Here is a 23,149-nt window from a genome sequence, read left to right on the forward strand (position 1 = left end):
CGCCCGACGTTTTTGTTCCGATCCATTTCGACATTGCGTCGGAGCGGATCCTCGCGAGCGGGATTGGCCGGTCGAGCGCATCAGCTGCCTCGCGGACGCCGCAGCGCTATGTATCGGAGATAGGTGGTGGCCGCGGCATCGCAGGCGCGTCGCCCCTGGCCGTTGGCCTCTATGATCGTCTTGGCGAGGCGTTGCGACAGGCCGTACTTCCTGGCGAAGAAGGCGGTGTCGTACGGTTCCTCGTCCTGATCGTCGAGAGATCTTTCAAGGCTCATGTCGGCGCTCCTGGCTCACGAAAAAACTACGCTTTTGCCAATGCGAAACCTCGGCTTAGGTTGCGGCGTTCGGCCCTCTCCCTCGTCCCGTACGACTTCAGTCCGATCAGCCTTTCAGACCGTCGCCTGAGGGGCGGAACGAAGGCTGCCGATCGCCGTTTGGCGAATTGAGATCGCAACGCGATACCCGCTGGAGAAATTCGAAATGGATCACCACCGCAACAGTGTTCTCGAAGCGCGCTGGCTTCTAGCCGTGCCGGTTTCGATGCTCGTGACAGTTCTGGTTGCCGGCTTGCTGCTCGGCTAGCCTGCCGATGAACCGCTTGCCTGATTGGGCGGCCGGTGCCGCAGTGGGTGGGGGTTCGTTGGGGTAGCTGAGGCACCGGCCGAAGGCGGAATGGGCACCGCCCACAAAACGAAGATAGATCTTGCGGACAGCGGCGAAATTTACGCGATCGCGGAAGCATGGTCTTCGACACCGTCGCCCAAGCTGCCGACCTGCCATTGTAGATTGGCAATCATTGCCGCTTTCGCCAAATACCAACCGTCGCAATAGCGGCCGCCACCGCCGTCAACCCAGCCGCCACCGCAAAGGTAAACGTCATGCCATGCGCGACGGATTCCGGCGCCGCATAAGCCATCTCCTTGGTGCGTGCGGCAAAGGCGAACAGCGCGCCCATCACCGCCGTGCCGGTGACGAGGCCGAGATTGCGCGACAGGCTGAGCATGCCTGAGACGACGCCGCGCTCGCTTTGGCCGATATCGGCCATGACCGAGGTGTTGTTCGCCGCCTGGAAGAGCTGGTAGCCGGGCGTCAGAAGCATGATCGCCGCCGCGTAGCCGGCAACGCCGAACAATTCAGGCAGCATGGCAAGCGCAATGCAGCCGGCGACCAGCAGCGCCAGTCCGGCAAGCACCATGGCGGAGGCGCCGAGCCGGTCGACGACGCGGCCAGCAATCACGCCGCAGAGTGCAGAGACGACCGGGCCGATGGAGAGCACCGCGCCGGTCATCGCCTCGCTCAGACCGAGTGCACGCGACAGGAAGAACGGGCCGACCACAAGCGTGGCCATCATGACCGTCGACACCAACACGTTCATGGCAAGGCTGGCGCCGAGCACCCCGTCGCGCAGCAGCGCGAGTTTCACCAGGGGCGAGGCCACCTTCGCCTCGGCGACGACGAACAGCACGGCGCCCAGCGCGGCCAGGGCAAGCAGCGCCCCGTTCAGCCCGTCGAAATGGCCGCGGCCCGTGGTCATGGCCAGCGCATAGGCGGCGAGCGTTGCGGCGAGCAGCAGCGTGCCGACGATGTCGAAGCGGGTCTTTTCATCGGCCACCTTGTGGGCACCCGCTGGCAGGAAACTCCAAGCGGCAAGCATGGCGGCGACGCCGAGCCCAGCATTGACGAGGAAGATCGAGCGCCAGCCGACGGCGCCGATCAGCACGCCGCCAAGCGAAGGCCCGAGCGCCGTGCCGATGGCCGACATGGTGCCGAGCAGGCCCATGGCGCTGCCGGTGCGCGCTTTCGGCACCGTCTCGCCAACGAAGGCGATGGTCAGCGCCATCATCACCGCGGCACCCAGGCCTTGCAAGGCGCGCGCGGCGATCAGCAGCGCGAGCGCCGGCGCCAGGGCCGCGGCCAGCGACGCGGCGCTGAACAGCGCGAGACCCGCGACGAGCAATGGCCGACGGCCGACGAGGTCGCCCAGGCGTCCGACGCTGACGATCAGCGCGGTGATGGCCAAGAGATAGGCCAGCACCACCCATTGCACTTCGGGGAAGGACGCGTTGAAGGCAGTGCTCAGTGTCGGCAGCGCGACATTGGCAATGCTGGTGCTTAGCGAGGAGAGCAGCATGGCAAGCGACAGGCTGGCCAATGCGCCGGCTGTCGAGCGGCTTGCAGGCGCTGTTGGCATCAGGGCGATCTCGGCCATGGTTCTTCTCCGGTTGCGACTTGCCGGAAAGATAAGCGCGCACGACATAAGGCGGAATGCGCAGCGTTTGCACTTGATCAGTGCATGAAACGCCATGCCAAATTGCCCGATCCGTGTTATGGTCGTGCCATGTCGCGACCCGATCTCAACCTCTTGGTGACGCTGGATGTGCTGCTTGCGGAAGGCAGCGTCGCCAGGGCGGCGCGCAGACTGCGGCTCAGCCCCTCGGCGATGAGCCGGGCGCTGGCCAGGCTGCGCGAGGCGACCGGCGACCCGCTGCTGGTGCGCGCCGGGCGCGGCCTGGCGCCGACGCCGCGCGCCATCGAACTCGCCGCCGAGGTCGGCCAGTTGGTGAAACAGGCGGAAACGATGCTGCGGCCGGTCGCGCGGCTCGACCTCAAGACGCTCAGCCGCTCCTTCACCATGCGCAACAGCGACGGTTTTGTGGAAAATTTCGGCCCGGCGCTGATTGCCCGCGTCGCCCGGGAAGCGCCAGGCGTGCAACTGCGCTTCGTGCCGAAGCCCGACAAGGAGAGCGGCCCGATGCGCGAGGGCGCGGTCGATCTCGAAACCGGCGTGGTCGGAGGCTCGATCGGGCCGGAGGTGCGCGCGCAGGCGCTGTTCCGCGACCGGTTCGTCGGCGTCGTACGAGCCGGGCACACGCTCAGCGAAGGCAGGCTCACCACCGCCCGCTTTGCCGCCGGGCGGCATATCCTTGTCTCGCGCCGCGGGCTCGATCGCGGGCCGGTCGACGCGGCGCTGGAGGTAGCCGGCCTGACACGCGAGATCGCGACCGTGGTCGGCGGCTTTGCCGAGGCGCTTGCCTTGGCGCGCGGCTCCGATCTCATCGCCACCGTGCCGGAGCGCTACACGCAGACACTGCGCGCAGGGATGTTCACCTTCGCACTGCCGGTGAAGCTCGCGGAGCTGACAATCTCGCTGTTATGGCACCCACGCCTCGATGCCGACCCGGCGCATCGCTGGCTGCGTGGTGTGGTGCGCGAGGTATGCGGCACGCCTGTTTGAGGGCACTCGCGCAGCTTCGCCTATCCCTGTACGATCATGCTCGTTCCGAACCTGGGGGATCATCATGAAACGCGCACTGGCAACACTCATCCTGGCGCTGCTTGCGGTCCAGCAGGCCGAGGCCGCCGCGTGCAGCTGGAGCGCCAAGATGGAGGAAGACGAGGGCGGCAGCGTGATGATGGCTTCCGTCTGCGGCGGACCGAAGGGCGATGCACATCTGATACTGGCCTGCTTCGACAAACCTGTGCTGAGCTATGATCTCGGCGCCGCCGGCCAGCAGTTGGAGCCCGGCATCAGCGGCTCTTTCACCTTCAAGGCCGGCGACAAGAGCCTGACGAAGAAGCTCGAGCTCGAGGCAATGTACAACTACTTCACCACCGAGCTTTCCGGCCCATCAGACCCGCTGCTAGCGCTGTTGCGCGGCAAGGGCGACGTGACGGTGTCGGCGGACAAATACGGCGCGGCAAGCTTTCCGCTGAAGGGCTCCGGCGCCGCGATCGGCAAGGTGCTGGCCGAATGCGGCAAGGGCTCGGCCGGCGAAGCGGATTAAGAGCCGTTCTCTTCGGGACGTTGTGCGCCCGGCGTGGAAATGACCAACACCTGTTAATTCCACGCTGCTTTCGACGCGGCGTCCAACGCTCGTTTCCTCGCCCTTCCCTCATTGTCCTCCCATCGACGACGCGAATGATCGCGCCGCAACAAAGATGGAGACGACAATGACGACCTTGGACCATATTGCCCACGAAACAGGCCGCGACGGCTTCAACCTGCTCGGCTTTGCCGGCCGCGCCTTGCGCGTGGTCTTTCACGCCATGCGGATGCGCAGCGATCGCGCCGCGTTGCATGCCATGCCGGATCATCAGTTGAAGGACATCGGCATCGGCCGCTCGCAGATCGAGCATTACACCCCCGTCCGCTTCACGCTGTCCGGCAAGGACGCCTGAGCCGATCGAGAGCCTCCGGCATTGCCGGGGTTCTCGTGGTGGCCTGCCCGATCCCGATCCAACGCTGTTTCCATGGCGGCGGATCGAAATTCCACGCTCGCACCCACTCTCGTTCAAACGTTCATCGGCCAAGGAAAGGCCGTCCGGCAACCAAGCCGCAAACCACCTTTTGGAGTAGTCAAATGCAACCCAACACCAAACCTGCAAGGCTTCCGCTCAACGGCGTCGACACGCCGAACCTGCTCGCAACCATCAACTTCGTCGCCGGCCAGCCGGAACTGGCGAAGTTCCAGTTCCGCGCCCACAACGAATGGATCGAGGGCACGCACAGCAAGAGCGTCATGCATGGCTTCTTCGGCGCTGGCCAGGAGCAGAAGCACGAGAAGCCGCATTACGCCGACAGCGACCATCCGACCATCCTGTGCGGCGCCGACAATGCGCCGACGCCGGTGGAATGGCTGCTGCACGGGCTGGCGAGCTGCCTGATGGCCGGCGTCGCCAACATCGCCGCCGCGCGCGGCATCAAGCTGACCAAGGTAAAGTGCTCGGTCGACGGCGACATCGACCTGCGCGGCATCCTCGGCATTTCCGACGAGGTGCGCAACGGCTTCCAGGACATCCAGGTCAACTTCGAGGTCGAGGGCGATGCGCCGGCCGAGAAGCTCACCCAGTTGGTCGAACAGGCCCGAGCCCGTTCGGCCGTGTTCGACGTGCTGACCAAGGGTGTGCCGGTCAAGGTCGGCATCAAGACCATCCAATGATCTGAACCCAGCAGGTGGTCCGGAGCCGATCCGGACCGCCCTCCCAAACGGATGAGAACCATGAAACGGGCTGACGTCGTCATCGTCGGCGCGGGCCAGGCCGGCCTTGCGCTCAGCCATTGCCTCGGCCGGGCCGGCATCGAGCATGTCGTGCTGGAGCGCGGCCGCATCGGCGAACGCTGGCGCTCGCAGAGCTGGCGGTCACTCAGGCTGCTGACGCCCAATTGGCTGAATGCGCTGCCCGGCTCGCCCTATAAGGGCGGCGACCCCGACGGCTTCATGAGCAAAGGGATGTTCGTGGAAAGCCTGGAGCGCTACGCCTGGCAATGGCAAGCGCCTGTCGAGACCAATGTCGAGGTGATCACTGCCAAGCGGACCGGCGACGGCTTTGCCTTGCGCACCAGCGCCGGCGACTGGTCGGCGCGCGCGGTCGTCGTTGCGACCGGACATTGCGACCAGCCGCTCATCCCGTTTGCGCCCGAAACCGTCCGTGGACCGGTCAGCATCCACGCCTCTCAATACCGCTCGCCTGGCGAGCTGCCGGGCGGCGGCGTGCTGGTCGTCGGCGCATCGTCCTCCGGCGTGCAGATCGCCGACGAGCTTGCCCGCGCCGGGCGGCGCGTCGTGCTTTCGGTCGGCAAGCACACGCGCCTACCAAGGACATGGCGCGGCCAGGATATCTTCTTCTGGCTGTCCGCAATGGGCCTGATGGCGCAGCGCCCGGAAGATTTGGCCAATCCGGAAGCCGCCCGGCGCCAGCCTTCGCTGCAGCTCGCCGGCCGGCCGGACGGCGCCAATGTCGATCTCGCCACGCTGCAGGCGCTCGGCGTGCAACTGGCCGGGCGGGTGCGTGGCGTCGGCGACCGCGAGATCAGCTTCGCCGGCGGCCTCGGCCAGCACATAGCGGCGGCGGACGCAAAGCAGGCGCGCCTGCTCGACCAGATCGACCTTTTCACGGGATCGCCGACACCATACCGGCCCGAGCCTGTCGCGATGCCGGCGGCCAGCGCGGAACGGCTGTCGCTGAGCGACGGATCGATCCGCACCATTATCTGGGCAACCGGCTATGCGCGCTCTTTCGGCTGGCTGGAACCGCTCGCGCTCGGCGCCGACGGCGAGATCGCGCATCAGGGCGGCGTCACCAGCGTGCCCGGGCTTTATGCGCTGGGCTTCCGCTTCCTGCGCAAGCGCGATTCCAATTTCATCGGCGGTGTCGGCGCAGACGCCGAGGCAATCGCCACCGAAGTCTCCCACTATCTCGACTGCAACGGCCGCAAGGCGGCCTGAGGACAAACAATGCCAACGACCTCCCTCCCCCCGATCCCCAAACGCAGCCACTATGATGCGGTCATCGTCGGCGCGCGCTGCGCCGGCGCCGCGACCGCGATGCTGCTCGCCCGCGCCGGGCTGAACGTGCTTGCCATCGACCGCAAGCCCTATGGCTCCGACACGCTGTCGACACACGCGCTGATGCGGCCGGCCGTGCTGCAGCTTGCGCGCTGGGGCCTGCTGAAGCCGCTGCTCGAGGCCGGCACGCCGCTGATCGAGACGACCACCTTCCACTATGGCGACGAGGAGATCGTCATCCCGCTCGCCGCCGGCTCGGACCTCCCGGGGCTGATCGCGCCGCGGCGTACCGTGCTCGACCGCATTCTCGTCGATGCGGCGCGCAAGGCAGGCGCCGAAATCCTGCACGAGATGGTGGTCGGCGACCTGATCGCCGATACACGCGGCCGCGTGCGCGGCGTCGATATCCGCTCAGCCGGCCGCGCCGCGCTCCGGGTCAGCGCCGATATCGTCATCGGCGCGGACGGTATCGGTTCGCTGGTGGCGAAATGCTGCGACGCGCAGGTGCTGCGGCACGGCAGCGTTTCGGCCGCGCATGTCTATGGCTACGCGCCCATCGAGCCCGGCGCCGGCTATCACTGGTATTTCCGCGACGGGCTGGCCGGCTCGCTCATCCCGACCAATGACGGCCAGGCTTGCATTGTCGCTTCGGTGCCGACGAGCCTGTTCGACCTGCATTTTCGGGTTGGACACGCCGGCGCCCGCATAGAGGTGCTGGAAGCGCTTTCGCCGGCGCTAGCCGAGCAGGCGAGCCAGGCGCCTTCTGATGCCCGCCTGCAGGCCTTTCGCGGCGTGCCGGGCTACATCCGCCAGGCGCACGGCCCGGGCTGGGCTCTGGTCGGCGACGCCGGCTTCTTCCGCGACCCGCTTACCGCGCACGGCATTTCCGATGCGCTGCGCGACGCCGAGAGTCTGGCGCTGGCGGTCCTCGATGGCAGGGGAGCGGCATTCGAGGCCTATCAGCGCGAGCGCGACCTCGTCGCCAACCAGATCCTCGACACCACCGACGCAGTCGCGGGCTTCGACTGGACGCTGAACGACATCGGCGAGAGGCATCGCCGCTTCAGCGCGGTGGTGAAGAGTGAGGTGCAGAGGCTCGCCGAAAGGGAGACACCGCGCGCCGCGCGCCGGACGTCCGCCCACCGGGCGCCGGCGAACCAAGACGAGCCGCTGGCCGCAACCCGGCCGAACATCCATCGCAATCGAATAGGAGCATGACCATGACCGCGCATATGATGAAGGACGGCTGGACGGGCGTCGCCAAGGGGCGGCCGCAGGTCGGTGCGTTCGCCGAGCGTTCGCGGCGCACGCAAACCTGGGACATCGAAGCTTTCGCGGAGATGACCGGCGATCGTAATCCGCTGCATTTCGACAAGACGGCCGCCGAGGCCTCGGTGTTCGGCAAGCTCATCGTTCAAGGCGGCGTCACGTCCGGCATACTCAACGCGGTGGTGGCCGAGGACCTGCCCGGCCCCGGCTCGGTGTTCCTCGAAGTGTCGTGGAAATTCGTCAAGGCGGTCGGCATCGGCGAACTGATCACCGGCCGCGTCGAGGTGATCGACGTGCGCGCCGATAAGCCGATCACCAAGTTGGAGACATCGGTGCGCAACGAGGCCGGCGAAATCTGCCTGACCGGGACCGCCACGGTGTTCACCGTGCCGCTGGCCAAGGGGTGAGTCTCATAAACAGGCCAGGATATCGATCCGGTCGGCGTTGCGTTGTCCGGCCCGGTTTTATTGATGGTCTAGGAGCTTGGTCACCTTGACGTCGCGCCTGCCCTGCGCGTTCGCATGATCGACGCCGTCTATGGTGATGGCGAAGGTGCCGTTTTCGGTCCTGGCTATCCAGCCCCTGCCCTTGAGATACCAGAGATGGAACTCGAGATGTTCCTGCGGGCAGCCCGACAGACGCTCGAGCTCTTCGTCGCCGATGCCTGGATTGTTCACGTCCTGCCGACGCCTGACATAAAGGAGCGAGAGGATCTTGGCCTGAATGGCTGAATCGCGCTCGACGCTGCCGGGATCGCCCGCCTCGTCGCTCAGTTGGCGCCGATCGTCCAGCCGCTCGTTGTATTGAACGTCATATTGCGCGCGCTTGACCGGATCCTTGAGCGTGTTGTGGGCCTCGACGATCTCGCTGAAGCGCGCCTCGTTGCCCGTCTCCCGATTGTCGGGATGATAGCGCATGGCGAAATAGCGAAATATCCGTTCGATGGTTTCCGAGTTGGCTCGCGGACTGACCTGCAAAAGTTCGTAATAGTCTATGAACAAGACGTTCCCCCAAAACTGCCCATAGTTTGTTACGTTGTTTGCTCCGATGCAATGCAGACCGAAGGCCCAAATGCGGCTCCTCAAGTCCGACGATGATTACAATTGTCTGCAATGATTCGCAGGAGGTTTGCCGAGGGCTTTTGTGACCCAAGTTGCACTTCTATCCGCCCGCAGTCTCGGCGACGAAGGCGCGGACATGGGCGATGAAATCGTCGAAGGCCGGTTCGCCTTCCAGCAGGATATGGTTCCTGCTTTCGAGCTCGACGAAGCGCGCGCCGGGAATGCCGGCGGCCATGGTGTGCCCTGATTCCACCGGGGCGACATTGTCGTCCCGTGCGTGCAGCACCAGCGTCGGCACCCGCACCTTCTCCAGGAGATCGCTGACGTCGATGACGGAGAACGCGCTCTGCAGGCGAAAGGCGTCGTCCGGCGAAATGGTGCGCAGCATCAGATCGTCCATCCAGCCGAAATGCTCGTGCGTGGCGCCGGGGATGAACATGGAACAGAAGACCTGGCGGAACATCGGGTTCTGCTTGCCCCAGCCCTCGCGCATCAGCGTCGCGATCGCCTCGCGCGTCGCGATCTCACCGGCGTCGCCGCGTGCCCGCCAGCCTTTGACGTAGCCGCCATAGAGGATCATGCCCGACACTTTTTCTGGATGGCGTATGGCGTAGGCGATCGACACCGCGCAGCTCTGCGAAAGGCCGAGCAGCGTGAAGCGCTCGAGCCCCGCCGCCTCGACCACGCATTCGAGGTCCGACACCATGGTCTCGAACGAGACGTCGATGACGTGGCGTTGCGAGAGGCCGTTGCAGCGCTCGTCATAACGCACGAGTTGGTTCTCGCGCGACAGCCCGGCCATCCAATGCCGCCAGATCGGACTGTCCCAATCGAAAGTGAGATGCGACATCCAATGCGCCGCGCGCAGAATCGGCAGGCCGCTCCCGGTGCGGGCATAGGCCAGCCTCGTGCCGTCGACGGCACGGCAGAAATGCACGGCGCGGCCGGGGTCCTGCGCAGGTGCCGGGCTCAGCGCCCGCGCGGGCGGCTGGGCCGCCACACTTGCGCCAGGTTGCGCGGAACGCCCGCTCGGCTGGGCAGCCGCCGCCTTCACCTTATCCTCAAGCGCCTCGATTTCGCTCTTCAGCCTGGCATCCTCGGGAATCAGGCGGCTCAAGCGCTGGACGAGCGGCAGCGCCCGTCTTGGATCGCCGGCAAGGCGCTCGACCAGTTCGCGCAAGATGCCGAGTTCGGCGATCTCGACCTCGCTGGCGATCGCCTGCCGCCAGGCTTCGTATTCGGCGCAGCGTTCGAGCGACAGATCGGCGAGGAAGGCGCCGCGGATCGAGGCGACGGCAGCTTCGAGTTCTTTGGTCGAGCGGCTGGAGAGATCGGCCTTGGCCAATGGCAACAGCCGCGCATGATCCGTTTCGATCCTGAGCGCGACGGCATTGCGGTCGGCGACCAAAGCGCCTTCGTCATCGCCCAGCACCTGGCGGATCTTGGACAGGCTCCAGCGGAGGGCGCCGCGCGGATCGTCCGGGATGTCCCAGAAGATCTCGCATAGGCGCTCGCGCTGATGCGACCTTCCGGTGACGGCGAGATAGGCAAGGAGCGCCCTGGTCTTGCGCGACGGCGGCAGGTCGAGCGGCGCGCCGGCGCGCGACACTTGGAAATCGCCGAGCACACAAAGGTCGAGCAGCCCGGTTTGCGGACTGTCGGTCATGCGGCCGGGCACCCTTGAGCTGCCATGCATTGCTTGCTCCTCGGCGCGGCGAGAGAAGGCCGCACCGCCATATCAAAATCAGCTAAAATGCGAAAGCCTCGCCGCCGCATGATAGTGGCGGATGCCGGATATGGCAGGACGGCGATGCGATCTGTGCGATGGATTACACTGGCTGCGATACCCATGCGCGACCTCAGCACGGCTCTTGCGAAAACGCGAAAGGGCCCCGCCGGCAGCTGCCGGCGAGGCTCTTTACGAGCGACGATCGCCGATCAGCGAGCGTCGTGGCCGCCACGACCCTCGTGGCCACCATTGTTTGCGGCACCGAGGCAAACACCCCAGTAGCTGTCGTGATTGTTGCACGACACGAGGGTCTGCTGAGCAAAAGCCGAACCGGCGAAAGCAGAAACGGCAACAGCGGCAATAATAGCATTGCGAACAATCTTGATCATTTCAAATTTCCTTTTTTCAATGTCCGGTCGGTGCCGGTCGACGGAGGTTTTGAAGCGATTGTGTTTCAGTTCGATGGCGCTTCGACGCGATTTTGTTTCGAGCTGACAACCTTGCGGGCATCGAGGCCTGGCCAACAAGGCGCCGGCGGCACAGCCGGCGATAGGCAGGATCGACGTTAGCGTACAATTCTCCTTCGAAGCGGCATGAACTCGTTTGCGTGCAAATGTTTCAGCGGCGCCCGTCTCTGTTACGGACCGCAAGTTTCAGTGCGATGCGGCAGAAACAGTCATCGGCCATTTAAGGTAGGGGCAACCGAAGATCGTCTCCGGTACAGCCTCGCAAGATGAGGGATGAGATCCATGTCGATACTACGCACGCTGAGCCGCATGGGAGCGGCCTTGAAATTTGCGCAGGATCCGCGCCAGACGAGCCGGATGCTGAACGGCATGCCGCAGGATGTCCGGATGGATATCGCCTGGCCGGTCATGCCCTCATTGGGGCGCCCGCGATCGAATGGCTGGGACGGCCTCTGACGCGAACCGGATGGCGATGCGACGGGTGGCAAGCCACGAGTAGCGCCTGCCGCTGCCCACCCCCTTGGCGAACCCCCTAGCCCCGCACCATATGACTCCTCGCCGGCAATGATTGTCCTCGCGACAAGCGTGATCGATCCAGACAAGCCGGCCAGGCGGTCCATCCCGGGCCGCCGACGCTCCTCGCGAGGCCCGTTGCGGCATCGCGCGACCCTGACCGGCCGCGATGAAGGAGCTTTGTCCATGAACCCCATCACCCTTTTCCTCACCGCTGTCTTCGCGCTCATCGGCGCTGGTATCAGCGCCCTTGCCGGACCATGGGTCGGCACGCCTTTCTTCGTCATCGCGGCGCTGATCGCCGCCTCGCTGAAGATGGCCAACACCTGGCAGAAATTCGTCGTGCTGCGCGCCGGCAATCTGCAGGGCGTGCGCGGCCCCGGCCTGTTCATGATCATCCCGGTCGTCGACAATGTCGTCGCGGTGATCGACCAGCGCATCCAGACCACCGCTTTCAACGCCGAGCAGGCGCTGACCAGGGACACCGTGCCGGTCAATGTCGACGCGGTGATCTTCTGGCATGTGCATGACGCGCGCCAGGCGGCGCTCGAGATCACCAATTACCGCGAGGCGATCGACCGCGTGGCGCAGACTTCGCTGCGCGAGATGATCGGCTCCTCGATGCTGTCCTCGCTGCTTGCCGACCGCAAGGCGGCGGACGAGCACCTGCGCGACGTCATCGGCGCCAAGACGGCGCAATGGGGCATCACGGTGATGTCGGTCGAGATCCGCGACGTCGCCATCCCCGAGGCGCTGCAGGACGCCATGTCAAGGCAGGCGCAGGCCGAGCGCGAGAAGGAAGCGCGCGTCATCCTGGGCTCGGCGGAGGCGGAAGTCGCGGGCAAGTTCGTCGAGGCGGCGGTGACCTACGCCAATCACCCGGCGGCGCTGCAGTTGCGCGCCATGAACATCATCTACGAAACCACCAAGGAGCGCGGCGCTACCATCCTCATCCCGACCGGACTGGTCGACAGCCTCAACCCGGCGAAGAAGGCGGCATAGCGTATCGCACTCGCAGCACCCGGCCCTCCGAAACTGCGGCGGATCACCGGAACATCTTCCAAGAGAGGAGATTTCGCGTTCGTCGTGAAACTTCGTGCTATATTCGTTGTTTCTAAAGTACGAGGTCAAAAGGCGAGCCTGCGGGATGCGCGCATGAAAGCCTACCGCGTCGAAGAGATGAACGGCGACGCCGTCGTCGCTACCCATGCGGCCGAGGCGCAGACGCCGTTCGAGGCGGCCGAGAAGGCGCTCGGGCTTAAAGTGACACTTCGAGCCGGCGCCGAGAATTGGGTGCGCGTCGTCGACCTAACCCAGCGGCCGCGGCCAGTCAGGCTGCGGCCGGAGACGTTCGAGTTCAAGACGATCGGCAGCCGCAAGTGACGCCCGCATTGGGCAGGAAACTTTCGCCCGCGCCGACCCGTTCCTGCCGACATATGAAAAATGGTCTCTGCCGCCCCCGACGAGTTGGGATGCGCATCCATCGATTGAGCGCTACATCCAAATATCTAAACAATAAATTCTACAACCACTGAAACTTATACTTTTGCAAATCCGTAATTTATATCGATCGTACAGAGACGATCCCGACATAAACTTCTCAAATCAACTGGAGGATTTTTCATCATGACTATCAAGCTTGCTGTTTTCGGCGTTTTCGCGGCTTCGCTGCTGGCTGGCACGGCTTTCGCCGGCGCGCTCGACAACCCGCCCTACCAGCCTTCCTTCACCACAGGCAGCGCCAAAGCGATGACCGCGCCCGCGGCAATGGCCGATACCGGTTGGAGCATGGAATGCACCCACGCGATCGACGCTCAACACAATGACCGCTGCGTCACGACCAAGCAGCTCGGTGGTGCCAACTGATCGGGCGTCTCATGCAATGCAATGGCGGGCTGAGGCCCGCCATTCATTTTGTGGCGGGCGCCGAGCACTTTGTCCGATTCCGTTTAGCGCGACGCGCTTTAGGTCCTTGTTTTATGCGTGTCGTTCTCCCAAGCCGAGGTCACTTTGGGCGACATGCATTAAGCGCTGGCGCCGCCCATCAGCGCGGCGATAAGCGTCGCCAGGAACACAAGCAATCCAAGCGCGACACGATCCAGCAACGAGCGGCGCCTGGCAAGAAGCTCGAACAATCCATTGCTCATCGCGTCATCCCCCGTTCGCCATCGCGCATCATAACACATGAAGGGGACGTGATCATGAAGCCATTCACAAATGGCCCCGGCATCTGCCGCGAGGGTTAAATCCCGTAGCGATGGCGCCGTTTGCTGCGACGCAGCGATGCACCCAAAAAAAGTCAACGCAGTACGGGAACATCAAAACACCTCAACCGTCGAAAAACAAGCTTATTCAAGCAGATAAGCATATAAGTCGGCGAACTCCCGAAACCTCCGCAAAATCCCGGAATTCCGCCATTTCACGCCATCGTAGTTGTGCAATGGCGCGATGACGGAAGCCTATCGTGGCACCGAAGACCGGCCCAAAAGCCGTTTCGGAAGGGCAAGGCGGCATCGTTGACAGGACCCTGCGGCAATGGCACTCCCGCAGTCACTGGTCACGCCATGACCGTGGCTGTTGGGGACGGACGGGGTTTCAACAGTCTGGCGGCGGCGCCGGACGGGCGGGCACCTTCGCAGTGTACCGCCCGCTCCTGGCCAGCCCGATTTCAAGCCGAATTTATCCGAACGAAACCCGGCGGCGCCGCGCCCTAGAGCAATTCCAAGAAAAGTGTGATCGGTTTTCCGTCCGGAATTGCGTAAAACAAAGAGATAGAGCGGTTCACCGGTTCCGTGAAACGGTGAAACGCTCTAGCGTTCTTCCGACAGCGGCACGGCGGCCGTCACGACGGACAGCTTCTGGCGCTTTTCGAGCGTTGGCCTGATGTAGATTTTCTTCATGGATAGTCCCCTTACCCAAACGATGGCGACAAGCCAGCGCAGCGCGTAGCGGCTGTCAAGCTTCGACGAAATCGAATGAGCCGCCTAGGCGGCTCTCAGAACGAGAAGCCGGAGGACGGCACGGCCGCAGTCGCGGCCGACAGCCGGTCGCGGCGCAGGAGCGTCGGCTTCGAATATGGCTTCTTCATCCTCTGCCTCGGCATCGGTCGACGACGGCATAAGGGAACAAGCCGGGCTCGTCCTGTCAAGCTTCAGCCTGGCTTCTCTGCCTGCCCGACGGCTTGAAGGCGAACGCTAGACGCTGGCGCTCATCACCCCCAGGAAGCGGGCCAGCCTTTTCATTCCCAACGGATCAGAACCAGCCCTACAACTTGATGTTCGACGCCACAGCGACGACGCTCGTCAGCCGCTCGCGCTTCGAAAGCACCGGCTTCTCATAGGTTTTCTTCATGAATGCCCCTTCTTTGGCGACCAAAACCGAAACGCAATCGGTCGGAATCGAAGCCTGCGTCAGACCTTCAACTGGGAAGGCGGCACCGCGACGATGCCCGACAGCTTCTCACGCTTCGACAGCGTCGGCTTTTCGTAAGTCTTCTTCATTTGGAATCCCCAATTGCCCAATTTTGCCAGCGCAAGCACGGACACATGAGGATTTCCCGTCAAAGAACATTTTTGTGATCCAGCCTCAATGAGAGGTTTTGTTAGCGCGAATTGATGCGGCTGTGCCGTTCCGGCAACGGTTTGGGAGCGGCTGGACGTCGAAGCGCGCCCTTTCCCTATTCGCAAAGAGAAAGGAGCACTCCCGCTATGTTGCGCTGCGTTAGATTTGTTGCATTGCAATATGGCCGCGTCGGATCGAGCCTGTCCGGCAGGCGGGATGCGAACGGACAATGCGAGGCTCGTCTTCGTGTCAGCAGCATCGCCGGACTTCCGGCCAGACATAGAAGGGTCCTCTTACCTTACCTTCAGCGAGGACTCTCCCTTCCCCGGCTTCCTGGCGCGCCTCCCAGTAGCCGGAACGGTCTTCCTGCTGATGGCGGGAGCGGCCGGCGCGAGGGGTGGGCCAACGTCGCTCCTCGCGCTGCCGCCCTTGCAGTAGGTCGGCAAACTCTCCGACCCGCTCAATCCCTGGCACTGGCCGGTCATCGTCTATGCCGGCATGCTGACGCCCGAACTCACCGTCCCGCAGCGCTTTGTCTGCGCCGGGCTGACGCTTGCGCTGTCGGTGCTTAGCTATCTGGCCGGCCGGCCATCTCCTCCACGAGGGGGGAGGTCAGCAGTTCGGGCGCTTCCCTCACCCCACTACGACGACAAAATGCTTGGTCACCGGCTCGAGGATCTTCCACGTGCCCTTGAAATCGGCCTCGACGACAAAGGCGTCGCCCGGGCCGACTTCCACCGGCTGGCCGCCGTCGGGCGTGATGACGATGCGGCCGGCGATCATGTGGACGAACTCGTAGTCGGTGTAGGTGGCGTGATAGGTGCCGACCGAGGCGCGCCAGGTGCCCGACATGATCTTGCCGTCCTCGCTGGTGTGCTGGACGGCGGTCTGCATGGTGGGATGGCCTTCGACCGCGATCCAGCCTGGCAGATCACCACCTTCGGCATGCTCGACGGCGCCGAATTTCAATATGGTGGGACGGGTCATGAGGGGCTCCTGCGGTTGCCGGGATTGGCTGGCGACGACATAGCCAATGACGACGGGCGTTGCACGCGGCTATGCGACAGCCAGAGGCGGGATCGCGCTCGCGCCGCGCCGCCCCATCATTCCGCCGAGCGTCACTCCGCCGCTTGCAATTGCTTCCTCCGCGCCGGCTGGCGGCGGCGGTGTCCGGGCTTGAGCGTTACCGCCGCTTTGTTGGACAGCGCGCCGGTCACCGCGTCGACCATGCCGAAGGCGACGAAATCGGCATTGAGGGTGTTGGCCAGTTCCGTTGCCGCCTCGGCGTCGGGGTTGCCGACCTCCGACCAGAAGACGATGACGACGCGCAGCTTCGCCTTGATGCGCTTCAGTCGCCGCACCATGAAGCGCGCGTGCTGGGTGGACTGGCGGTTGAGGAAGCCGATGACGACCGCGTCGGCGGCTTCCAGGTCGAGGCGGCGGATCGCCGATGGCTCGAGGTCGGCGAAACTTGCGCGCGTCGCCTCGGCGCCCTGCACTTCCAGCACCTGCGCCAGCATCGCGGCGGCGGCATCGTCGAGCTCGCCACGCCCGCCGGCGCACAGCACGGTGACGCCTGACCCGTCGGGCAGGTCGACCTCTTCTTCGTCCGCGCCGTCGGTGGCCTTGTTGTCGCCCGCTTTCTTCTGCTGCCCCTTGTCGTCAATTGCCTTTCCGTCTGCTTCGGCGGACGGCTCGGCATCTTCCTCCTCAGCCTCCTGCTGGGCGCTGTCGTCGAGGTTGTCGACGAGCGTCATGGCGCTGCCGGCAACCTGCCTGCGCTGGTCGTCATCCATGACGCCGCGGCCGCGGTCCTGCTCGCCAAGCAGCAATGCCGGGATGGCGACCTGATCGTAGAACTGGAACAGGTATTTTTCCTCCAGCATCTCCTCGGCATGATCGGTCGCCTCGTCCGGATCGCCGGCCAGCAGCCGCTGGTAGAGCCTGGCATGCGGCTCCAGCACCGGCTCGTTGCCGAACAAGACGTCGAGGAACTCGAATTGCGGCACGTGCCGGCCGAGCACCACAAGGCAGACAGTGAGCGGCGTCGACAGCACAAGGCCGATCGGTCCCCACAGCCACGTCCAGAAAATCGCGGCGACGATGATGGCCAAGGGCGAAAGACCGGTGTGCGAGCCATACAGCCACGGCTCGATGACATTACCGGTGATGAGCTCGACGACGATGAACAGCCCCGCGGTCCAAAACAGCAGCGACCAGCCGGGCGCCACGGCGAGCGCCAGGAACAGCGGCAGCAACGCGCCGACGATCGGGCCGATATAGGGCACGAAGCGCAGCGCCAGTGCCAGCAGGCCCCAGAGCAGCGCGTTGGGGATGCCGAGCACCCATAGCCCGATGGTGATGGGCACGGCATAGATGATGTTCACCACCAATTGCATCAACAGATACTGGCCGACGCGCTTGCCTGCATCCTGCAGCGCCTGCGTCGTGCGGTGGAGGTCGCCATAGCCGACCAGCCGGATGAAGCGGTCGCGCAGATCCTCGCGCTCCATCAGCATGAAGATGACGACGATGATGACCAGACCGGCGGAACTCAGCGGGCTGATCAGCGGGCCGACAAGGTTCTGCAGCACCTCGAGCGGCTTTTCATGCGAGACGACCTCGACCGGGATCGGGTCGCGCTTGGGCGCCTGGGCGGCCGAAGGCAGCTGCGGCTCCTGCCTGTCGATCTCCTGGCCGACGCGCTCGATGACGCCGCTGAGGCGCGAGATGATGCCGCCGCCGAGGCCGTTTTCCTTCAGCGCGCGGACCTTGGTCAGGATGTTGATCTGGTAGACGGGAATGTTCTGCGCCAGGTCGCTGACCTGCGTGGCGACGACGAAGGAGAACAGCGAAAGCGCGGCAAAGGCGCCGGCGACGCTGGCGATGACCGCGGCAAGGCGCGGAATGCCGAGGCGCTTCAGCCAGGAAACGACAGGGGCGATGGCGAAAGTCAAAAGCAGCGCGACCGCGATCGGCAAGAACACCTCGCGACCGAAATAAAGCGCGGCGACCGTGGTGACCACGCTCGCCACTGTCGGCAGCGCGGTGCGCGGATGGCCCCTGGAAGCGGCCAGCAGGTTCGCCAGCCTCGGCTCCGGCGCACCTGTCCCGTTACGACGATTGGACGCCAATGCGAGCCTCCCCTTTGCAGCGATAATCCGTGATGTTTCGCCGCCCTGCAACGCGGCAAAGGTCCGGTGGTTGCACAGTTGCTAATAAATAGCCCAAAAGCCCGCAAACGGGCGGCGCGGCGATCGCTCGCCGGTGCAATTCCCGGCTTGTCGAGAGCCTTTCCAGGGAACATGAGCTCCGCGAAGCCGTTTCCTCCTCGAAGGGGCATCCTCGAACCTCAAAGGAGGCAGCGATGAAAAAGCTTTTGCTTGCTTCGATGATCGCCATCGCCTCGGCGTTCGCGATCGCGCCGGCCAGTGCCGACAGCATCCAGTTGGGCATCGGCGTCGGTCCGGGCTATAACGACAATTACTACGACGACTACCGTCCGTATCGTCATCACCGCTACTACAACCGCGTGTATGACGACGACAACGGTCCTTATGTCAGCGGCGGCTATGTCGTGCGCGAACACCGGCGTCACCATTGCCGCACGGAATTGGTAAGTCACTGGCGCCACCACCATCGCGTGGTGGAGGAAGTGCGCGTCTGCGGCAACTATAACAACCGCTATTAGACGAGCGTGAAAAGAACAACCGCGCGGCCCTCTGGCCGCGCGGTGTTTGTCGAGGCGCAGCTAAACATCTTCACTCGCTCGCGCTGCCTTCACATCTTGCTGATCCGGACTTTGGCGGGAAGGCTTTTTGTGCACCGAGCGTTATCATGGCGAACCTTCAGGAGTTGGTCGTCATGAGAAATATCATCCTCGCCTCGGTCATCGCCACCGTCTCCGCCGCGGCGCTCGCCACGCCGTCGGATGCGGGCAATGTGTTCCTCGGCGGCAGTTACTTCGACTACGGCCCCTTTGGCGATTTCTACGACAGCTATGGCTCCGTACCGGTCTACGGTTCCTATTGGGGCGGTCCCTATCTCAACGACGCCCCAGGTAAGCACGACGACTATGACAGCAGCTATGTCGCCCCGCCGAATGCCATACACGCCCGCCGCCATTGCCGGATCGAAGCGGTGAAACCCCGTAGCAGCGACCACCGGTTCATGCGGCAGGTGCGTGTCTGCGGGTAGCCACCGCCGGCGAGCGGGCGCGACTTCAAATCCCGGTGACTCAAGCGGCTTTTCCGCGCGTGAAGCGTTGTCCATGAGAACCTTCAGGAGGAGGTTGCCATGAAAAAGCTTCTACTTGCCTCGGCAATCGCCGTTGCGGCGGCGGCGGCCACGGTCGCACCGGCAGACGCCCACGTGTTCTTCGGCTTCGGCTTCGTACCCTTCGGCGGCTATTTGCCGTATTACGGCGGTCCCTATTATGGCGGTCCGTACTACGACAATTATTACGACGACTATTATCCCGGCTATATCGTGCGCTACCCGCACCACCGGTACTACCGGCACTACTACCCCCGCTACCACGTCAGCCACCATCATAATCACAGGCTCTACGGGCGCAGGTAGCAGCGTCCGCAGCGACAAGCTGATCTCCGTGAGGAGATCAGCCGCTTCGGCGGATCTTGCAAATCCCCGCCGAACTGCCATCTAAGTCGCCGGTTCCGAGGAGAACAGAAGGTGACGCAGCGAAGCGGCAGCGCCGACCTGCCGCTGCATGGCGGGCGGGTCCCGAAATGGCTGGGTGAGCGCATGACCAAGCTCGGCGCGGTGCTGTGCGAAGCCATCATCCACCATTACGGCCGCGACGAGCTTTTGCGGCGTTTGGCGCATCCCTTCTGGTTCCAGTCTTTCGGCGCAGTGATGGGCATGGACTGGCATTCTTCCGGAATCACCACTTCGGTCATCGGCGCGCTGAAGCGCGGGCTGAACCCGCTCAGCAACGAGCTCGGCATTCATGTCTGCGGCGGGCGCGGCGCGCATTCGCGCAAGACGCCGGGCGAACTGCTTTCGATCGGCGAGCGCACCGGCCTGGACGGCGAGGCCTTGGCCACCGCAAGCCGGCTGGTCGCCAAGGTCGACAGCGCTGCCGTGCAGGACGGCTACGACCTCTATCTGCACGGCTTCATCGTTACCGATGACGGGCGCTGGGTGGTGGTGCAGCAAGGCATGAACGGCGACGCCCGCCAGGCGCGCCGCTACCACTGGCTGTCGGAGGGGCTGCAAAGCTTCGTCGACCAGCCGCATGCGGCGATCGAGGGCGAGCGACAGGGCGAGATCGTCAACCTCACCGACCGCCGCGCTGAAAAAGCGCGCGGCGGCCAGGTCGAATTGCTCAAGACGATGAGTCCGGAAAAGATCCTGGCCGAGCTTGCGGTGCTGGAGCCACGAGCGGAGCCGGAACCGCCGGCCCAGCCGCTCTTGCCCAACCTCATCATGCCGGCGCATCACGACGTGCGCGAGAGCGACATCGTCATGCGCCGCCTGCACGGCAACATCACCTCGGCCATCGAAAGCGGCCCGAAGGATTTCCCCGAATTGCTGCTGGTCCCCGGCGTCGGCCCGCGCACGGTGCGAGCGCTCGCCATGGTCTCGGAAGTGGTGCACGGCGCGCCCTTCCGCTTCTCCGACCCGGCGCGCTTTTCGCTCGCCCATGGCGGCAAGGACCGCCACCCCTTCCCCGTGCCGCTGAAGGTCTATGACGAGACGATCGCGGTGCTGAAATCGGCGGTGGGCAAGGCGAAGCTCGGGCGCGGCGAGGAGATGGAGGCACTGAGAAGGCTGGACGGAGAGGCGCGGCGCATGGAGCGCTATGTGACGGGACCGAGCCTGAAGGAGATCGTGGCGGGCGAGATGGACCAGTCGCATCTGCTGGGGGGACGGAGTGTGTTCGGGTGGGAGCCACCAACTGACAAAAGCGAAGCAGGCTGAAACCTGCTGCGTTCAACGCGGTGTATAATCTCGCAAGTCAGCGCCGCCCCTCATTGCCCTGCCGGGCATTTCTCCCCGTAAACGGGGCGAAAGGGCTGTCGTCGGCATCGCGCCTCTCCTTCGCCCCGTTTACGGGGAGAAGGTGCCCGAAGGGCGGATGAGGGGCAGCGCCGTGCTTCTGAAAATTCACGCCAATCGCCTCACATTTCACTTCGCCGTCCCAAGCGCCTGATTGCGTAACGTCGATTGCCCCTCACCCCGCCTTCCGACCCATCATCCCATAATGCACCGCCAGCAGGTCCAGCCCGACCTTCAACAGCTTTACCATCACGTCGCGTCCCTCGCCCGTGCGTTCGGCTATGGCCTTCACCGATTGGCCTTCGAGGCAGGTCTTGCGAACCACCTCCGCCACCTCCCAATGGGCAAGTGCGGCCGCGGCGTGGGCGTAAGCTCGGCCGGCTGACAGCACACGGTCAGGGATGCCGCCGCCGACGCGGCCGCTGTCGACGCGTTCGCTCCAGGATTGCGGCTGCAGGCCTTCGCGCTGGCTGCGCTCGAAATCGTCACGAAAGCGCTGGCCGGCCTCGCGCTGCTGGCGCGTCAGCGAGGTGATGCCCACCAGCGGGTCGACATTGCGCAAGCGCACGACGCCGCCGGTGGAGGTGTAGCCGCCGTTCGAAACCTCGTAGACGCGGCGCGCTTCCGCAGTACCGGGAGTGAGCCGCTGGCGGCCGAAGGCGTCGGCTTTCAGCGCGAAATCATGGCCAAGCTCGCGGCGGATGCGCACCTGCTCGGCCTCGCCCTTGGGGAGTTTTGGGGGTTGTGGTTTTTTGACGGCCTTGCGGGGCATGGGCGGGTCCTTGGGTTGGGTGGGACATATCAGAACGCGGGTTCCTCGCCCCCGCCAAAGGCTCGGGAAAGGTGCCCGCGAAGCGGACGGAGCGGGGGCCTTGGTAGGGCGCTCCCCTCTCCGTCTCGGTTTCGCCGAGCCACCTCTCCCCCATATTCGTGGGGCGAGGAACTTTGATCTTGCCGGGATGCCCTCAGATCCCCCTGCGGCGATGGCCGTGGAACCTGGCGTGGTGGTGTGTGCAATAGCTGCGCGTGCCCGTTGTGCGCAGGCCGCAGCACAGCATCTCCGGCCCGGGGCGCGCGCCGGCGGGATCGTCTTCGGCGTCGTCGCGCAGGGCCAGATCGAGCGGCGCGCGGCAGCGGCCGAACAGGCAGTCGAGGAAGCGCATGGCCGCGACATGCGGCTGGCGGCCGGGGTTTACCGGAGGCGGCGGCGCCGGGAGCTTGCAGGCTTCGGATTTTTCGCGCCCGCTCGGCGCGAGCCATGCCGGCGGCAGCGTACGGGCGGATTTGCGCGGCTTGGGTTTTTTGAGGTTGGGGCGAGCGGTGATCTCCGCATTTGGGGTGTTCCCAACAACTGAGAGGTCGGCGGGACAGCGCGCCCCTCTGTCCTGCCGGACATCTCCCGAACGAGGGGGGAGATTGGCAGCTTCGGCGTCGGCGGCCTCTGCCAGCTCAACATGCCTGGCAAGCATGGCCGGTTCCGACATCGTCACCACCCTGCCCCGCCGGCCCGGACGATCAGGACGGACGTTCTTCCTTGGCCGGCCGCCCGCGTGGCCACCCTTGGGGTTGGCGAAGCCGATGGCCTTGAGGCCGGTGTTGCGGTGGACGATGCCGATGATGGCGTTGCGCGAGACCGGACTGCCGCGCAGCGCGCTGAAGCGGCCGGCGATGCGCGAGGCCGACAGCCCCTCCTTCAGCCAGGCGGCGATCTCGTCGATTTCCTTTTCGGTGTAAGCGGGCATGTCTCATCCATTGCTTGCGGCGGCCTTGGCACGGGCCAAGCACCAGGGTTCGGCCGCGAGGCCGTATGTCAGGTCAGCGAAAGGGCTGGACGTCAGGCGGTGCCGGACTGGGCGCCGATGAGGCGATGAAGCGCAGCCTCGGCCGCAGCCCGCGTCAGGCCTGACACCGCCCTGCCGGTAGCGCGGTCGAACAGGATGACGGTGCCGTCCTCGGTGCGGATCAAGCTTGTGCCGCCGCAATTGGCGGCCGGAGCCGGGGGAGGAACGGCTCCGGCCGTTCCGGTGAACCGAGGTGCGGGCGGTTCGACCGGATCCGGGGCGAGAACCCCGGGATGCACCCGGACCGGGGAGGAGGATGGTCCGGGCGATTCGAATTCGATGGGCAGTGCGTTCATGACGGTCTTGGGCCTTGCCGGCGAGCAGCGATGGCTGGATTGCGGCGCCGAGACCTGGGCCGTCGGAATCAGTGGCGATACGGAAATGCTTGCGGGATGCTCAT

Annotated in this window: 26 protein-coding genes; 15 read left to right on the top strand and 11 right to left on the bottom strand. The window is 64.7% G+C overall.

Annotated features, from left to right (window positions below):
• Nucleotides 1-80: 80 nt before the first annotated feature.
• Entirely contained in the window at nucleotides 81-275 is a 195-nt protein-coding gene (locus FJ988_RS27615) for a hypothetical protein (RefSeq protein ID WP_140821970.1), read from the bottom strand.
• Between the two features lie 518 nt (nucleotides 276-793).
• Nucleotides 794-2,209, bottom strand: a complete 1,416-nt coding sequence (locus tag FJ988_RS27620; protein WP_140821972.1) for an MFS transporter — start codon at nucleotides 2,207-2,209, stop codon at nucleotides 794-796.
• 129 nt (nucleotides 2,210-2,338) lie between these two features.
• Here FJ988_RS27620 and FJ988_RS27625 point away from each other — a divergent pair, with 129 nt between their 5' ends.
• From FJ988_RS27625 to FJ988_RS27655, 7 genes are all read left to right on the top strand, one after another.
• Entirely contained in the window at nucleotides 2,339-3,235 is an 897-nt protein-coding gene (locus FJ988_RS27625; RefSeq protein ID WP_140821974.1) for a LysR family transcriptional regulator, read from the top strand.
• Between the two features lie 64 nt (nucleotides 3,236-3,299).
• Nucleotides 3,300-3,785 carry a hypothetical protein gene (locus FJ988_RS27630; protein WP_246688673.1) on the top strand — a complete coding sequence of 162 codons (486 nt, stop codon included), beginning with the start codon at nucleotides 3,300-3,302 and terminating at the stop codon, nucleotides 3,783-3,785.
• 166 nt (nucleotides 3,786-3,951) lie between these two features.
• A complete protein-coding gene (locus FJ988_RS27635; protein ID WP_181183692.1) occupies nucleotides 3,952-4,179 on the top strand; it encodes a DUF1127 domain-containing protein in 228 nt (75 codons plus the stop codon).
• A 182-nt stretch (nucleotides 4,180-4,361) separates the two neighbouring features.
• Nucleotides 4,362-4,940, top strand: a complete 579-nt coding sequence (locus tag FJ988_RS27640) for an OsmC family protein (RefSeq protein ID WP_140821978.1) — start codon at nucleotides 4,362-4,364, stop codon at nucleotides 4,938-4,940.
• Nucleotides 4,941-5,000: 60 nt separating this feature from the next.
• Nucleotides 5,001-6,227 (top strand): NAD(P)/FAD-dependent oxidoreductase, encoded by a 1,227-nt coding sequence (locus tag FJ988_RS27645; protein WP_140821980.1) that lies wholly within the window; start codon nucleotides 5,001-5,003, stop codon nucleotides 6,225-6,227.
• A 9-nt stretch (nucleotides 6,228-6,236) separates the two neighbouring features.
• Nucleotides 6,237-7,505, top strand: a complete 1,269-nt coding sequence (locus FJ988_RS27650) for an NAD(P)/FAD-dependent oxidoreductase (RefSeq protein ID WP_140821982.1) — start codon at nucleotides 6,237-6,239, stop codon at nucleotides 7,503-7,505.
• Between the two features lie 2 nt (nucleotides 7,506-7,507).
• A complete protein-coding gene (locus tag FJ988_RS27655; protein WP_140821984.1) occupies nucleotides 7,508-7,963 on the top strand; it encodes a MaoC family dehydratase in 456 nt (151 codons plus the stop codon).
• 57 nt (nucleotides 7,964-8,020) lie between these two features.
• Here FJ988_RS27655 and FJ988_RS27660 read toward each other — a convergent pair whose 3' ends face one another.
• From FJ988_RS27660 to FJ988_RS27670, 3 genes are all read right to left on the bottom strand, one after another.
• Entirely contained in the window at nucleotides 8,021-8,557 is a 537-nt protein-coding gene (locus FJ988_RS27660) for a DnaJ domain-containing protein (protein ID WP_140821986.1), read from the bottom strand.
• Nucleotides 8,558-8,717: 160 nt separating this feature from the next.
• On the bottom strand, nucleotides 8,718-10,313 hold the full coding sequence (locus FJ988_RS31300) for an alpha/beta hydrolase (RefSeq protein WP_246688674.1): 1,596 nt from the start codon (nucleotides 10,311-10,313) through the stop codon (nucleotides 8,718-8,720).
• A gap of 242 nt (nucleotides 10,314-10,555) precedes the next feature.
• Nucleotides 10,556-10,735 carry a hypothetical protein gene (locus tag FJ988_RS27670; protein ID WP_140821988.1) on the bottom strand — a complete coding sequence of 60 codons (180 nt, stop codon included), beginning with the start codon at nucleotides 10,733-10,735 and terminating at the stop codon, nucleotides 10,556-10,558.
• Between the two features lie 360 nt (nucleotides 10,736-11,095).
• Between FJ988_RS27670 and FJ988_RS30960 the strand changes: the two genes are divergently transcribed.
• The 4 genes from FJ988_RS30960 (at nucleotide 11,096) to FJ988_RS27685 (ending at nucleotide 13,192) form a co-directional block, all read left to right on the top strand.
• The gene (locus FJ988_RS30960) at nucleotides 11,096-11,269 is read left to right on the top strand and encodes a hypothetical protein (RefSeq protein WP_181183693.1); all 174 of its coding nucleotides are present in this window, start codon (nucleotides 11,096-11,098) and stop codon (nucleotides 11,267-11,269) included.
• A gap of 243 nt (nucleotides 11,270-11,512) precedes the next feature.
• Nucleotides 11,513-12,328, top strand: a complete 816-nt coding sequence (locus FJ988_RS27675) for a slipin family protein (RefSeq protein WP_140821990.1) — start codon at nucleotides 11,513-11,515, stop codon at nucleotides 12,326-12,328.
• A 153-nt stretch (nucleotides 12,329-12,481) separates the two neighbouring features.
• Nucleotides 12,482-12,709, top strand: a complete 228-nt coding sequence (locus FJ988_RS27680) for a hypothetical protein (protein ID WP_140821992.1) — start codon at nucleotides 12,482-12,484, stop codon at nucleotides 12,707-12,709.
• Nucleotides 12,710-12,952: 243 nt separating this feature from the next.
• Entirely contained in the window at nucleotides 12,953-13,192 is a 240-nt protein-coding gene (locus tag FJ988_RS27685; RefSeq protein WP_140821994.1) for a hypothetical protein, read from the top strand.
• 158 nt (nucleotides 13,193-13,350) lie between these two features.
• Here the strand turns inward: FJ988_RS27685 and FJ988_RS31460 are convergent, their stop codons facing one another.
• The 3 genes from FJ988_RS31460 to FJ988_RS27695 all read right to left on the bottom strand — a co-directional run bounded on the left by FJ988_RS31460 (nucleotide 13,351) and on the right by FJ988_RS27695 (nucleotide 18,021).
• Nucleotides 13,351-13,473: a hypothetical protein gene (locus FJ988_RS31460; protein ID WP_281407760.1), complete on the bottom strand. Its 123-nt coding sequence runs from the start codon at nucleotides 13,471-13,473 to the stop codon at nucleotides 13,351-13,353.
• 2,047 nt (nucleotides 13,474-15,520) lie between these two features.
• Nucleotides 15,521-15,874 (bottom strand): cupin domain-containing protein, encoded by a 354-nt coding sequence (locus FJ988_RS27690; RefSeq protein WP_140821996.1) that lies wholly within the window; start codon nucleotides 15,872-15,874, stop codon nucleotides 15,521-15,523.
• Between the two features lie 131 nt (nucleotides 15,875-16,005).
• Entirely contained in the window at nucleotides 16,006-18,021 is a 2,016-nt protein-coding gene (locus FJ988_RS27695) for an AI-2E family transporter (RefSeq protein ID WP_140821998.1), read from the bottom strand.
• A gap of 233 nt (nucleotides 18,022-18,254) precedes the next feature.
• On the opposite strand from FJ988_RS27695, the gene FJ988_RS27700 reads away from it, so the two are divergent.
• The 4 genes from FJ988_RS27700 to FJ988_RS27715 all read left to right on the top strand — a co-directional run bounded on the left by FJ988_RS27700 (nucleotide 18,255) and on the right by FJ988_RS27715 (nucleotide 20,830).
• Nucleotides 18,255-18,578 carry a hypothetical protein gene (locus FJ988_RS27700; RefSeq protein ID WP_140822000.1) on the top strand — a complete coding sequence of 108 codons (324 nt, stop codon included), beginning with the start codon at nucleotides 18,255-18,257 and terminating at the stop codon, nucleotides 18,576-18,578.
• 173 nt (nucleotides 18,579-18,751) lie between these two features.
• Nucleotides 18,752-19,084, top strand: coding sequence for a hypothetical protein (locus FJ988_RS27705; RefSeq protein ID WP_140822003.1), 333 nt, complete (start codon nucleotides 18,752-18,754; stop codon nucleotides 19,082-19,084).
• A gap of 99 nt (nucleotides 19,085-19,183) precedes the next feature.
• Nucleotides 19,184-19,468, top strand: coding sequence for a hypothetical protein (locus FJ988_RS27710; protein ID WP_140822005.1), 285 nt, complete (start codon nucleotides 19,184-19,186; stop codon nucleotides 19,466-19,468).
• 111 nt (nucleotides 19,469-19,579) lie between these two features.
• A complete protein-coding gene (locus tag FJ988_RS27715; RefSeq protein WP_140822007.1) occupies nucleotides 19,580-20,830 on the top strand; it encodes a DUF763 domain-containing protein in 1,251 nt (416 codons plus the stop codon).
• 253 nt (nucleotides 20,831-21,083) lie between these two features.
• Here FJ988_RS27715 and FJ988_RS27720 read toward each other — a convergent pair whose 3' ends face one another.
• From FJ988_RS27720 to FJ988_RS27730, 3 genes are all read right to left on the bottom strand, one after another.
• Nucleotides 21,084-21,680: a DUF6456 domain-containing protein gene (locus FJ988_RS27720; RefSeq protein WP_140822009.1), complete on the bottom strand. Its 597-nt coding sequence runs from the start codon at nucleotides 21,678-21,680 to the stop codon at nucleotides 21,084-21,086.
• A gap of 193 nt (nucleotides 21,681-21,873) precedes the next feature.
• A complete protein-coding gene (locus FJ988_RS27725) occupies nucleotides 21,874-22,650 on the bottom strand; it encodes a GcrA cell cycle regulator (RefSeq protein WP_140822011.1) in 777 nt (258 codons plus the stop codon).
• 92 nt (nucleotides 22,651-22,742) lie between these two features.
• Nucleotides 22,743-23,045, bottom strand: coding sequence for a hypothetical protein (locus FJ988_RS27730; protein WP_140822013.1), 303 nt, complete (start codon nucleotides 23,043-23,045; stop codon nucleotides 22,743-22,745).
• Nucleotides 23,046-23,149: the final 104 nt, after the last annotated feature.

This window comes from Mesorhizobium sp. CU3 (assembly GCF_006442965.1).
Lineage (GTDB): Bacteria > Pseudomonadota > Alphaproteobacteria > Rhizobiales > Rhizobiaceae > Mesorhizobium.